The 13,595-nt window shown below is 64.8% G+C and carries 10 protein-coding genes; 7 read left to right on the forward strand and 3 right to left on the reverse strand.

Going from position 1 to position 13,595, the window contains the following annotated elements:
• Positions 1-50: 50 nt before the first annotated feature.
• From AB4Y82_RS16435 to AB4Y82_RS16450, 4 genes are all read left to right on the forward strand, one after another.
• The gene (locus tag AB4Y82_RS16435; RefSeq protein WP_441604833.1) at positions 51-836 is read left to right on the forward strand and encodes a zinc-ribbon and DUF3426 domain-containing protein; all 786 of its coding nucleotides are present in this window, start codon (positions 51-53) and stop codon (positions 834-836) included.
• Between the two features lie 292 nt (positions 837-1,128).
• A complete protein-coding gene (locus AB4Y82_RS16440) occupies positions 1,129-1,416 on the forward strand; it encodes a helix-turn-helix domain-containing protein (protein WP_046970233.1) in 288 nt (95 codons plus the stop codon).
• A 132-nt stretch (positions 1,417-1,548) separates the two neighbouring features.
• On the forward strand, positions 1,549-3,159 hold the full coding sequence (gene purH / locus AB4Y82_RS16445) for a bifunctional phosphoribosylaminoimidazolecarboxamide formyltransferase/IMP cyclohydrolase (RefSeq protein ID WP_441611481.1): 1,611 nt from the start codon (positions 1,549-1,551) through the stop codon (positions 3,157-3,159).
• A 214-nt stretch (positions 3,160-3,373) separates the two neighbouring features.
• Entirely contained in the window at positions 3,374-6,451 is a 3,078-nt protein-coding gene (locus AB4Y82_RS16450) for an ESPR-type extended signal peptide-containing protein (protein ID WP_441604835.1), read from the forward strand.
• Between the two features lie 91 nt (positions 6,452-6,542).
• Here AB4Y82_RS16450 and AB4Y82_RS16455 read toward each other — a convergent pair whose 3' ends face one another.
• Positions 6,543-7,544, reverse strand: a complete 1,002-nt coding sequence (locus tag AB4Y82_RS16455; RefSeq protein WP_441604836.1) for a bile acid:sodium symporter family protein — start codon at positions 7,542-7,544, stop codon at positions 6,543-6,545.
• A 95-nt stretch (positions 7,545-7,639) separates the two neighbouring features.
• On the opposite strand from AB4Y82_RS16455, the gene AB4Y82_RS16460 reads away from it, so the two are divergent.
• Entirely contained in the window at positions 7,640-8,521 is an 882-nt protein-coding gene (locus AB4Y82_RS16460; RefSeq protein WP_441604837.1) for a LysR family transcriptional regulator, read from the forward strand.
• Between the two features lie 207 nt (positions 8,522-8,728).
• Complete coding sequence (locus AB4Y82_RS16465) at positions 8,729-9,439, forward strand: glutathione S-transferase (protein ID WP_441611483.1); 711 nt, start codon at positions 8,729-8,731, stop codon at positions 9,437-9,439.
• Here the strand turns inward: AB4Y82_RS16465 and AB4Y82_RS16470 are convergent.
• Both AB4Y82_RS16470 and AB4Y82_RS16475 read right to left on the reverse strand, forming a co-directional pair.
• Positions 9,436-9,867, reverse strand: coding sequence for an EamA family transporter (locus tag AB4Y82_RS16470; protein WP_046970238.1), 432 nt, complete (start codon positions 9,865-9,867; stop codon positions 9,436-9,438). The two genes, AB4Y82_RS16465 and AB4Y82_RS16470, sit on opposite strands and share 4 nt — an antisense overlap.
• A gap of 30 nt (positions 9,868-9,897) precedes the next feature.
• Positions 9,898-10,431: a DUF2782 domain-containing protein gene (locus AB4Y82_RS16475; RefSeq protein ID WP_441604839.1), complete on the reverse strand. Its 534-nt coding sequence runs from the start codon at positions 10,429-10,431 to the stop codon at positions 9,898-9,900.
• A gap of 153 nt (positions 10,432-10,584) precedes the next feature.
• On the opposite strand from AB4Y82_RS16475, the gene polA reads away from it, so the two are divergent.
• The gene (gene polA / locus AB4Y82_RS16480) at positions 10,585-13,374 is read left to right on the forward strand and encodes a DNA polymerase I (RefSeq protein WP_441611485.1); all 2,790 of its coding nucleotides are present in this window, start codon (positions 10,585-10,587) and stop codon (positions 13,372-13,374) included.
• Positions 13,375-13,595 lie beyond the last annotated feature (221 nt).

The following is a 13,595-nucleotide window of genomic DNA, read 5'->3' on the forward strand; positions in this document are numbered from 1 at the left end:
TGTCTCGCGCGGTGCACTAGGCTTGTTGCAATCCGGTCACCACGGTCCGCATGTACGCCCAATGTCCCGAATGCCTCACCGTGTTCTCGCTGAACACGGAAACGCTTGCGCAGGCGCGCGGCGAGGTCGTGTGCGGACATTGCGAGACGGTATTCGATGCCTTGGCCAGCCTGAGCGACCAGCTGCCGCCGGAGCCGTTCGAGCACCTGCCCCCGCGCATGCCCGAGACGCCACCGCGGCTGGATCTGGCGGTCTATCGGCCATCGGCGGAGCCGGCGGTCGTGGCGGAGGCGCCGGCACCACACGATGTGCTCGACGAATTCGCCCACCTGGTGGTGGCGCCGCGCTTCGCGCGCAAACCGGAGAAGAAGCGCCGCTGGCCCTGGATCACCGCCTGCAGCCTGCTGCTGCTGGCACTGGGCGGGCAGCTGGCATGGGCCAAGCGCGATGCGCTGATCAGCGACGACACGGCGGGCCCGCTGCTGAGAGAGGCCTGCGACACGATGGGTTGCCAGCTGCCTCTCGTGCAGGACATTACGCGGCTGAGCCTGGTCGCGCGCGACGTGCAGGCCCATCCATCGGTGCCGGGCGCGCTGCTGATCACCGCCAACGTGCACAACGACGCGCCGTTCGCACAGCCTTATCCGGTGGTGTCGATCACCTTGTCCGATGCGAACGGCAGCAAGCTCGCCATGCGGCGGCTGCGGCCCAGCGAATACCTCGGCGACAACGCCACTCTGCAAAAAGGCATACCGCCCGATGGCAGCGCGGCCTTGATGCTTGAAGTGGAAGATCCCAGCGGCAAGGCCGTGGCGTTCGAGTTCGATTTCGAATAGACGTCCATTTGATGGCGCGCCATGCAGCGGCCGGCATCGTCTCAGGCCGGTTCGCCGGATTCACACAGGCACATGTCGTGCCACCAATGCAAGTGAATGTCCATAGGACATTTTGGTTGCGTGATCCAAATGCGGTCCCGCCAAACGGGTACTTAAAATTCTCGGCACGCGAGGGTACACTCGCTCCTTCGTCTTGTGCTGCACCCGGCGTTCCATGCGAGCCGCCGCCAGCGGTATTTGCCATAAACACTGCAGCGGCCCACGTAGTCGCTGCGTTAGAACGTGAGGGGAAATGCCCGTGAACGCCGTACGACTGCCTGCCAGCGAGTCTCCGAAAGAGACATCGTCGCAGAGCGCCTTGAGCGAATGCGTCAGCCGCACCGTGCGCCGCTATCTTGCCGATATCGGCGATACGGAATGCGACGAAGGTCTGCACGCGCTCGTCATCCGCGAAGTCGAAGGCCCCCTCCTGCGTGAAGTGCTGGCCTGGCACGACGGCAACCAGAGTCGCGCGGCTGCCGTACTCGGCATCAATCGCGCCACGCTGCGCAAGAAGCTCGCCGCACACGGCCTGCTGTAACACTGCTGCATCATGCGCGCCGGTGGCGCGCATCCCCTTGCATTTGGCCATCCAACTGGCGCACCGCCCGCTTTCAGGCGGCGCCCGCCCCAGGCGGCTATAATGCCCGGCTTCCCCGTCCTGGAAGCCGTCATGCCTGCCTCTGCCGTATCCCCCATTCGTCGCGCGCTGCTTAGCGTGTCCGATAAGACCGGACTGATCGCGCTCGGCCAGCGCCTGCACCAGGCTGGCGTGGAGCTGCTCTCCACCGGCGGCAGCGCCAAGGCGTTGCGTGAGGCGGGCATCCCGGTCAAGGACGTCAGCGACGTCACCGGCTTCCCCGAGATCATGGATGGCCGCGTCAAGACCCTGCATCCCAAGGTGCATGGCGGCCTGCTCGGTCGCCGCGGCACGGACGACGCCGTGATGAGCGAACTGGGCATCGCGCCGATCGACCTGCTGGTGCTCAATCTCTATCCGTTCGAGCAGACCGTGGCACGGGCCGATTGCACGCTGGAAGAAGCGATCGAGAACATCGACATCGGCGGCCCGGCGATGCTGCGTTCTGCCGCCAAGAACTGGAACGACGTGGGCGTGCTCACCTCGCCGGACCAGTACGACGAGGCGCTGGCGGAAATCGAAACGCATGGCGGCCTCACGCGCGCCACGCGCTTCAGGCTCGCCGTCGCCGCGTTCAATCGCGTTTCCAACTACGACGGCGCGATCAGCGATTATCTCTCCGCGCTCAAGCTCAATGACGATTACGACACCATCGCCGGCCATGACGCGTTCCCGGCGCAGGCCAATGGTCGCTTCGTGAAGATGATGGATCTGCGCTACGGCGAGAACCCGCACCAGCAGGCCGCGTTCTACCGCGACCTGTATCCCGCGCCGGGCACGCTGGCCACGTTCCGCCAGCTGCAGGGCAAGGAGTTGTCGTTCAACAACATCGCCGACTCTGATGCCGCGTGGGAATGCGTACGTAGTTTTACCAAGCCGGCCTGCGTCATCGTCAAACACGCGAACCCGTGCGGCGTGGCAGTGAGCCTGGATGGCATCGGCCGTGCTTATGATCTGGCCTACCAGACCGATCCCACCTCGGCCTTCGGCGGCATCATCGCCTTCAACCGCGTGGTGGATGCGGCCACGGCCAAGGCCATCGTGGATAGGCAGTTCGTGGAAGTGGTGCTCGCGCCCGGCTACGAAGACGCAGCGCTCAAGGCCTTCGCCAAGAAGACCAATGTGCGCGTGCTGGAAATTCCGCCGCCGGCCGACGGCGACCTGAGCAAGGCCCATCCCGGCAACGATTGCCGTCGCGTGGGTTCGGGCCTGCTGATCCAGACCGCCGACCGCGCCATGGTCAAGGCCGAGGACCTGAAGATCGTCACGAAGCGCGCACCCACGCCCACCGAGATCGACGACCTGATCTTCGCGTGGAAGGTGGCCAAGTACGTCAAGAGCAATGCCATCGTCTATGCCAGGAACCGCCAGACCATCGGCGTGGGCGCGGGCCAGATGAGCCGCGTGTACAGCGCCAAGATCGCCGGCATCAAGGCCGCCGACGAGAAGCTGGAAGTGCGCGGCTCGGTGATGGCGTCCGATGCGTTCTTCCCGTTCCGCGATGGCATCGACGCGGCGGCTGCCGCCGGCATCCAGGCCGTGATCCAGCCGGGTGGTTCGATGCGCGATGCGGAAGTGATTGCAGCAGCGGACGAGCATGGCATGGCGATGGTGTTCACGGGCATTCGCCATTTCAGGCACTGATTAGCAGTTTTAGCGATACGAAAAGAGGCGCCCCTGGGCGCCTTTTTTCTTGGTGGATACCCACCTGAGACAAATCTGATATCGCCCCAGATCAGACAGTTCTTATGTTTCGCGCAGACCCTCGAGCGGACCATGTGCTTCGTGGACGGCAAGGACGTCCGGCAAGCCAAACGGAAACGGCCATCACTTTCCTCTTCCGCTTAAGGGTCTTGTCATGAACGCCATTTATCGCATTGTGTGGAACGCTGTCACCGCCCGCTGGGTCGTCGCCTCTGAACTGGCCAAGGGCCGCAAGAAGATGTCCAAGGCACGTGGCAGCCGTGCTGTCGCCGTGGCGGCCACCATCGCGGTTGGCCTGATGAGCGCGATCGCATCCACGCATGTCAGCGCCGCCGAATTCATCGGCAACACCGATGCCTGCTCCGGCTCAACCGGGACGATCACCATGACCTACGGCAGCGGCACGGACGCAACGGCGAACTCCGAAGGTATCGCCATTGGCGCCGGCGCCATCGCATCGGCCGCCTGCGCCAGTACCGGTGGTGTCTACTGGGGCTATTCGGCCATCGCCATGGGCACGCATGCGACCAGCCTCAAAGGCGGCATCGCTATGGGTTACGGCTCGTACTCCAACGGCGTCGACAGCCTGGCGCTCGGTGCGGCGGCAGGCGCCACCGGCCGCAGCACCGTCGCCCTCGGCGCGGGTGCGAACGACAATGGACGCAACAACGTGGTTTCCGTGGGTCTGGGCGCTGGCCCGATCGCCCCCAACTACCCGGGCGGCACCACTCCGAATGCCGGCGCTGTGCCGCAGACGCGCCAGCTGATCAATATGGCCGCCGGTACGGCTGCCACCGACGCGGTCAACGTGTCACAGGTCACCCCGGTCGTCACTGCCCTGGGCGGCGGCGCTGCGTTCAACAGCAGCACAGGCGCCGTCACTGGCCCGAGCTATGCACTGGCCAATGCCAACAGCATCAACGGCAGCACGGGCGCCGCTACGGATGTGGGCAGTGCATTCGGCACGGTCGATGCCGCGCTGGGCAAACTCAATACCTCCATGGCTCAGAAGACCAGCGACATCGCCGGCAACACCACCTCGATCAACGACATCACCAATCGGATCAACAACGGTACCGTGGGCCTGGTGCAGCAGGCAGCCGCCGGTGCAGACCTGACCGTGGGCGGCGCTACCGACGGTGCTGCGGTGAACGTCGCCGACAAGAACGGCAACGCCCGCACTCTGAAGAACGTCAAAGCCGGCGTGAACGACAAGGACGCCGTCAACATGTCGCAGCTCAACGCGACCAACGCCGCCGTGACGCAGAACACGGCGAATATCTCCTCGCTGGACCAGCGCGTCACCACCAACGAAGGCGACATCGGCACGATCAACACCAACATCAGCCATATCGATGCCCGCGTCACCCAGAACACCACGGACATCTCCTCGCTGGACAAGCGCGTCACCACCAACGAAGGCGACATCAGCTCGCTCACCACCAATGTCAGCAACATCGACGCCCGCGTCACCCAGAACACCAACAGCATTTCTTCGCTGGATGGCCGCGTGACGAATGTGGAAGGCGGCGTCAGCAACCTCACCAACCAGATCAACAGCGGTTCGGTGGGCATGGTGCAGCAGGCGTCGGCCGGTGCGGACCTGACGGTGGGCAACGCCACCGATGGCGCGGCGGTGGACTTTGCCGACAAGAACGGCAACGCCCGCACGCTGAAGAACGTCAAAGCCGGCGTGAACGACAAGGATGCCGTCAACATGTCGCAGCTCAACGCGACCAATACGGCCGTGACGCAGAACACCACGGATATCTCCTCGCTGGACAAGCGTGTCACCACCAACGAGGGCGACATCGGCACGATCAACACCAACGTCAGCAACATCGACGCCCGCGTCACCCAGAACACCAACAGCATCTCCTCGCTGGACGGACGCGTGACGAACGTGGAAGGCAAAGTCAGCAACCTCACCAACCAGATCAACCAGGGCGAGCTCGGCCTGGTGAAGCAGGACGCCAGCAGCAAGGTGGTGACGGTGGCCAAGGACACCGGCGGCAAGCGAGTGGACATGGCGGGCACCGAGGGCGAGCGCACGGTGACAGGCGTGGCCGAAGGCGACGTGAGCGCGTCCAGCAAGGATGCCGTCAACGGCAGCCAGCTGTTCGCCACCAACCAGCAGGTCGCACAGAACACCGCCGCCATTGCCGGCAACACGGCATCCATCGCCAGCCTGAGCCAGTCGATCAACAACATCACGACCGGCGGCAACGGCGTGAAGTTCTTCCACGCCAACTCAGCAGCCATCGACTCCGTCGCCTCGGGCCGCGAGTCGGTGGCGGTGGGCGGCGGTGCGCAGGCGACGGCGAGCCAGTCGGTGGCGCTGGGTTCGGGTTCGGTGGCGGACCGCGACAACTCGGTGTCGGTAGGTTCGCAGGGCAACGAGCGCCAGATCACCAACGTGAAGGCGGGTACCGCCGATACGGATGCCGTGAACGTGGCGCAGCTGAAGGCCGCTGGCGTGATCAACGGCGACGGCTCGGCCAATGCCGCCGTGACGTACGACCACAACGCGGACGGCTCGGCCAACCATGGCAGCGTCACACTGGGCAACGGTCAGACGGCTGGCGGCACGACCATCCACAACGTGACGGCCGGCGCGGCCGACATGGATGCGGTGAACGTGGCGCAGCTCAACGCGGTCGTATCCCAGGCCACCAGCACGTCGAACGCGATCGCTTCCAACGATGCCGCTGCACCTGCGGCCAAGGCGACCGGCGAGCACTCGGCGGCGATTGGCGGCGGCTCTGTGGCTGACCGCGACAACACCGTGTCGGTGGGTTCGCAGGGCAACGAGCGCCAGATCACCAACGTCAAGGCCGGTGCGACCGACACGGATGCGGTGAACGTCGCCCAGATGAACCAGGCAAGCAGCTCGGCCACCAGCAGCGCCAACAGCTACACGGACCAGCAGGTGGGCAACGTTGCCAAACAGGTCGCCGGCATGCAGCAGCAGATGGACGACCAGTTCCGCAACGTCAACAAGCGCATCAGCGGCAACAACGCCATGAGCACCTCCATGATGACGATGGCGGCCAGCCTCGGCGGCATCGAGACGCAGAACCGCTTCGGTGCCGGCACCGGCTTCTCCAACGGCTCCAAGGCGATTTCCGTCGGCTACCAGCGCGCCATCAGCAAGCGCGCCAACATCACCGTCGGTGCCTCGGTCACCGGTGGCGACAGCTCGGTCGGCGTGGGCGTGGGCATGGGCTGGTAAGCAGGAAATCACGCGGGCAAAAGAAAAGGGCGTCCAGCAAGGACGCCCTTTTTCTTGGCCGGCACCAACGTTGCAGGCCGGCTCCAGCGTTTCAGCTTTCCGCGGCGACACCGACCTTGGGGCTACGCCCTTCCACCCTCTGGGCATACTTCTTCGCCAACACCGCACACGTCATCAGCTGGATCTGATGGAACAGCATGATCGGCAGCACGATGGCGCCCAGCGGATGGCCGGCAAACAGCACCTTGGCCATCGGCACACCGCTGGCGAGACTCTTCTTGGATCCGCAGAAAACGATGGTGATTTCATCCTCGCGCTTAAAGCCCAGTGCACGCGCACCGTAGCGGGTAACGATGAGCGCAATGGCGAGCAGCACGGCGTTGACGATCAGCAGGCCGCCGAGCACGGGCAGTGGGATCTGCTTCCACAAGCCCTGCAGCACCGCCGCACTGAAGGCCGTGTAGACGACCAGCAGGATCGAGCCCTGGTCGACGAAGGACAGCAGCGAGCGGTTGCGTTCCACCCAGCGGCCGATCCAGCGCTGCGCGACCTGGCCGGCCACGAACGGCACCAGCAGTTGCAGCACGATGGCGCCGATGGCATCCCAGTTCATGCCGCCCTGCCCGTGCGATTCCAGCATCACGCCAACCAGCAGCGGCGTGATGAAGATGCCAAGCATGCTCGAGGCGGAGGCGGAACAAATCGCCGCCGGCACATTGCCGCGCGCCATCGAGGTGAAGGCGATCGATGACTGCACCGTCGAGGGCAGCGTGCACAGGAACAACACGCCCAGGTAAAGCGAAGGCGTCACCAGCGGGGACAGCACGGGACGCAGCAGCAGTCCCAGCACCGGGAACAGCACGAAAGTACTGGCCAACACCGTCAGATGCAGGCGCCAGTGCGTCATGCCGGCCACCACGGCTTCGCGCGAGAGCTTGGCGCCGTGCAGGAAGAACAGCAGTGCGATGGCCATGTCGGTGAGCACATTGAACACGCTCGCCGTGGTGCCGCGGCAGGGCAACAGGCTGGCCAGCACCACCGTGACGATCAGGGCGCAGGTGAAGCGGTCGGGCAGGAAGCGACTCAGGGACATGGCCGTGGCACGCGCAAATCGGGGACTGCGCTATTGGACTGCCAGACCATTGATTAATCAAATCGTTTTATCTGATCCACTGATACACTATTGGCATGAATATCAGCCTGCGCCAGCTTCGTGCCTTTCTTGCCGTGGCCCGCCAGCAGCATTTCCGCCGGGCGGCGGAGAGCATGCACCTGAGCCAGCCGGCGGTGAGCCGCCATATCGCGGATCTGGAAGCGGAGCTGGGCATCCGCCTGTTCGATCGCACCACCCGCGAAGTGCTGCCCACCGAGGCGGGCCGCTATCTGGAAAGCGCGATCGGGCGCGTGCTCGACGAACTGGAGGGCGTGCTCTCGCACGTGCACTCGGAAAGTGAGCGCAAGCGCGGCAAGGTGCATGTGGCCTCGGTGCCCACTTTGTCAGCGGGCTTGATGCCCCAGTGCATCGCCGACTGCGCTGCGCGCTATCCCGAACTCACCATCCAGTTGCACGACCAGGCGCAAACCATGGTGCTGGATAGCGTGCGCGGCGGCGAAGTGGATTTCGGCGTGGCGATCGATCCGCCGCTCACCGGCGAATTTGATAGCGAACGCCTGTTGCGCGATCCGTTTGTGCTGGTCTGCCGGCCCGATCATCCGCTCGCGCAGCTCGAACGCGTGCCCTGGCGCAAGTTGCAGGGGCAGCCATTGATCCTGCTCGACTATTCCTCCGGCAGCCGTCGCCTGATCGATCACGCGCTGGCGAGCCGCGGTATCGAGGCCAACATCGTGCAGCAGACTGGCCACACGTTCACTACGTTCCGCATGGTCGAAGCGGGGCTTGGCATCAGCGTGAGCCCCGCACTGGCGCCGCCGCCACCCACCCTGGTGACGCGACCGCTGACGCCGCAGGAAAGTCGCGAGGTGGTGTTGATCAAGCGCCGGCAGCGGTCGCTGTCGCCGTTGGCGATGCTGGTTTGGGAGCGGCTGCGCGAGCTGACCCGCACGATGTAACCGCGCCCTGTGGGAGCGCACCCTGTGCGCGACTGGGCGTCTCGGCTAGAACCGGACGTTCCAGTGTCATGAGGGCTTGTCGCGCACAGGGTGCGCTCCCACAGTTTTTTTGAGGGGGTCGAACGGTGATGATCGAGGCGATGCCGGAATCACGCTTCGTTGAATGCGCAGCACCTAGCCTCGCCCTCTTCTTCTGAGGCTCTCGTCATGCGCTACAAGCTTTACTACTGGAGCGGCATCCAGGGACGCGGCGAATTTGTTCGGCTCGCACTGGAGGATGCCGCCGCCGACTACGACGATGTCGCGCGCGAACAGGGCGACCAGGCCATGATGCCGTTCCTGCACGGCAAACATCCGGGCGCGTTGCCATTCGCGCCGCCCTTTTTATCCGCGGGCAAGCAGGTGATTGCGCAGGCCGCCAACATCCTTGCGTACCTGGGGCCTCGCCATGGCCTGGTGCCCGCATCAGAATCCGCGCAGCGCTATGCGATGCAACTGCAGCAGACGGTGACCGATATCGTCGCCGAGGTGCACGACACGCATCACCCGATATCCGGTGATCTGTACTACGAGCAGCAACGCAGCGAGGCGCGCAAGCGTTCCAACGCGTTCTGCGAAGCGCGCATCCCCAAATTCCTGGGCTATTTCGAGCAAGTGCTCGACCGTGGCGATGGACGCCACGCGATTGGGCGCCGCCACTCCTATGTGGATCTGTCGCTGTTCCAGCTGATGTCGGGACTGGACTATGCGTTTCCCAATGCGATGAAAGCCATCCGCCGTCGCACCACGAAACTCAGTGCATTGCAGGACCGCGTGGCCGAGCGGCCGAATATCGCGGCCTATCTGGCCTCGGATCGACGCATTGCGTTCAACGAGGACGGCATCTTCCGCCACTACCCGGAACTGGACGAGCGCTAGAACACCGCGATGATGATCGCGCCGAGCACGATCAAACCGCCGCCGATCGCCAGCGACCAGCTCAGCTGTTCGCCCAGCAACAACACGCCGAGCACGATGGCGATGGCCACGCTCAATTTGTCGATGGGCGCGACGCGGCTCACCGGACCCAACTGCAACGCGCGGTAATAGCAAAGCCATGAGAGGCCCGTGGCGATGCCCGACAGCACCAGGAAGACCCAGCTGCTGGTGGGCAACCCCGTGGGGCGCGCCCATTCGTTGCGCAGGCTGAGAATGCCGGCCGTGACCAGCAGGATCACGATGGTGCGAATGAAAGTGGCGAGGTTGGAGTTGATGCCCGCCACGCCGAGCTTGCCGAACAATGCCGTCAGCGCGGCGAAGAACGCCGAACCCAACGCAAACAGCAGCCAGCTCTCGCGCAGATTCATTCGGTCCTCGCCGCTGGCAGTCGCACGGACTTACTGGCCGCCGTTGTCCTGGTCTTCGGCGGACTTGCTCTTGCCCCACTCCATCACCTTGTACATCACCGGCTTCACCGGCTCGCCAGCCTGATTGGACCAGGCGCCCTTCTGGTCGACGATATAGGTCTGCGGAATGCCGCTCTTGGGCGTCACCACCACCATGTAGACCTGGCCGCTGCGGCTGTATTCCTGGATGGTCTGGTCGCCCTGCGTGACCACTCTCACCTGCGGCGGCGCATTGCCGTTGGCATCGCGCGGCTGGGCGTCGGAGGTGGCCGGGGAGGAAGTCTCTGGTGCGCTCAGGGTGGCTTCCGTATCCGCGGAGACATTGCCCGATGCCGATTTCTTGGTGGCGGCGGACTTGGGCGCGGGGGCTGTCTTGGGCGCCGGCGGCGGGGGCGTCGCCTTCACACCCGGGTCGTTCATGCCCGGCGGCGGCGGGGCCGGCGGAAACTGGCTGGCGGACGACTGGGCAAGCGCATGGGACGCGATGGCCACACCAAGAACGGCAAGCAAAGCGACGGGTTTCATGATGATGGCCTCCTGTGGAGAGTGGAGCATATCAGCGCCGAACCGCACGGCTCGTGAAGCGTCCCCGGAGCGTCGCGGAGGGACCGGGACGGCGTTGCGCCGCGCCTCAACCCACAGCCGTGCAGCCCGGTGCACGCGTGCGACAATTGCGGCATGGCCAAGCTCATCCTGATCGACGGTTCCTCCTACCTCTACCGCGCCTTCCATGCGCTCCCACCGCTCACCAATTCGCAGGGCGAGCCCACCGGCGCGCTGTTTGGCGTGGTGAACATGCTGCGCGCCACGCTCAAGGCCAAGCCCGATTACGTGGCCTTTGTCAGCGATGCGCCGGGGCCCACCTTCCGCAACCAGCTCTACGACCAGTACAAGGCCAATCGCCCGCCCATGCCGGACGATTTGCGCGCCCAGGTGGACCCCATGCTCGCCATCGTCGGCGCGCTCGGCTTTCCCATCCTGCGCGTGGCCGGGGTAGAAGCCGACGACGTGATCGGCACGCTCACCGAGCAGGCGCACGCGCAAGGTATCGAGGTGGAGATTTCCACCGGCGACAAGGATCTCGCGCAGCTGGTGCGCCCTGGCGTCACCCTGGTCAACACCATGACCAACACCACCACCGACAGCGCGGGCGTAATGGACAAGTTCGGCGTCGAGCCCTCGCAAATCGTGGATTTTCTTTCGCTCACCGGCGACACCGTGGACAACGTGCCGGGCGTGCCCAAGTGCGGCCCCAAGACCGCGGCGAAATGGCTGGCCGAATACGGCACGCTGGATAACCTGATTGCCAACGCCGACAAGATCGGCGGCAAGATTGGCGAGAGCCTGCGCGCCGCGCTGCCGCAGCTGCCGCTGTCGCGCGACCTGGTGACGATCAAGCTCGATGTGCCGCTGGATGAGTCGGTATCGCAGCTGACGTTCCGCGAACGGCATAGCGAGGCATTGCGCGAGTTGTACACGCGCTACGACTTCAAGGCGGCGCTTAAGGAAATGGATGCCGAAGCCGGCGCAACAACCACACCTGTGGGAGCGCACCCTGTGCGCGACGCGGGCGCAGCGGTCTTAGCCGACGCTACCGACACGGCCAGTCGCGCACAGGGTGCGCTCCCACAAGAGCCTGAGCACGCGGCGAATCTTGCGATGGCCGGCCAATACGAACTGGTCACCACGCAGGCGCAGTTCGAAAGCTGGCTGGCAAAGATCGCCACGGCGCCGCTGGTGTCGTTCGATACCGAAACCACCTCGATCGATTCGATGCAGGCCGACATCGTGGGCCTGAGCCTGTCGGTGGAACCGGGCCATGCCTGTTATGTGCCGCTGGCGCACGACTATCCCGGCGCGCCCGCGCAGCTGTCGCGCGAGCAGGTGCTCGCCACGCTCAAGCCGTTCTTCGAGGACGCGACCCGTCCCAAGATGGGACAGCACGCCAAGTACGACATCAATATCCTGTCCAACTACGGCATCCATCTGCGCGGCCTCAAGCACGATTCCATGCTGGAGTCGTATATCTGGAATGCCACGGCCACGCGCCACGACATGGATTCGCTGGCGCGCAAATACCTGGGCGTGGAAACGATCAAGTACGAGCAGGTTGCAGGCAAGGGCGCCAAGCAGATTTCGTTCTCGCAGGTGGATCTGGACACCGCCTGCCGCTACGCCGCCGAAGATGCCGACATCACGCTGCGCCTGCACCACGCGCTGTGGCCGAAGCTGGAGAGCGAGCCGTCGCTGCGCTCGGTCTACGAAAACATCGAGATACCGCTGATTCCCGTGCTCGCCTCGATGGAACAGCGCGGCGTGCTGATCGACGTCAGCGAGCTTCGCATGCAGAGCCAGCAGCTCGGCAAGCGCATGCTGGAACTGCAGCAGGAAGCGTGGAAAGGCGCGGGGCACGAGTTCAACCTTGATTCGCCCAAGCAGTTGCAGGCCGTGCTGTTCGATGAGCTCGGGCTGTCGGCGAAGGTGAAGACGCCGACTGGCCAGCCGTCCACCAACGAGGAAGCGCTGGCCGCCATCGCGGACGATCACGCGCTGCCGCGCCTGATCCTCGACTATCGCGGGCTGGCCAAGCTGCGTTCGACCTATACGGACAAGCTGGCGGAGATGGTCAATCCGCGCACCGGGCGCGTGCACACCAGTTATCACCAGGGTTCGGTGGCCACGGGGCGCGTGTCCTCGTCCGATCCCAACCTGCAGAACATTCCCATCCGCACCGAAGAGGGCCGCCGCATCCGCCAGGCCTTCGTGGCGCCACCGGGTTGGGTGGTGCTGGCTGCCGACTATTCGCAGATCGAGCTGCGCATCATGGCGCACCTGTCCGGCGATGAAGGGCTGGTCAAGGCATTCAAGGAAGGCGGCGACGTGCATCGCGCCACCGCCGCCGAAGTGTTCGGGCTGGCGCCTGAAGAAGTGAGCGCCAACCAGCGCCGCGCGGCCAAGGCGATCAACTTTGGCCTGATGTACGGCATGAGTGCGTTTGGTCTTGCACGCCAGCTCGGCGTGGATCGCGGCGAAGCCAGCGACTATATGGCGCGCTACTTCGCGCGCTATCCGGGCGTGCATGCCTTCATGGAAGCGACGCGCCAGCAGGCGCATCGCGACGGCTATGTGGAGACGCTGTTCGGCCGCCGCCTGTATCTGGAAAACCTGCAGTCGCGCAACCAGGCACTGCGCGCCGGGGCCGAACGCGCCGCGGTGAATGCGCCGATGCAGGGCACCGCGGCGGACATCATCAAGCGCGCCATGCTCGCCGTGCACGACTGGCTGCAACCCCGCGACGACGCGCACATGCTGATGCAGGTGCACGATGAACTGGTCTTCGAGGTGCGTCAGGATGTGGTCGAGGAGGTGCGTGCCGGGGTTGTCTCACGCATGTCGGCGGCCGCGGAGCTGTCCGTGCCGCTGCTGGTGGAGGCTGGGGTGGGCAAGAATTGGGATGAGGCGCACTGAGGGTGAGATGGGGGGCTCCAGCACCCTCTTCCTCCACCTGTGGGAGCGCACCCTGTGCGCGACGACCCATCGGAGAGGTGGCCCTCAGCGCCGCTGTCGCGCACAGGGTGCGCTCCCACAGTTTCGGCGCGGGGCTGCGCAGCGAAATGTTCGATTTTCGTCAAATGAACGCCTGCTAACCAAAATCGGATGCGGCAGTGCAACTTTCGCCGTCTGGCGCG

Source organism: Dyella sp. 2YAF14, assembly GCF_052114725.1.
Lineage (GTDB): Bacteria > Pseudomonadota > Gammaproteobacteria > Xanthomonadales > Rhodanobacteraceae > Dyella.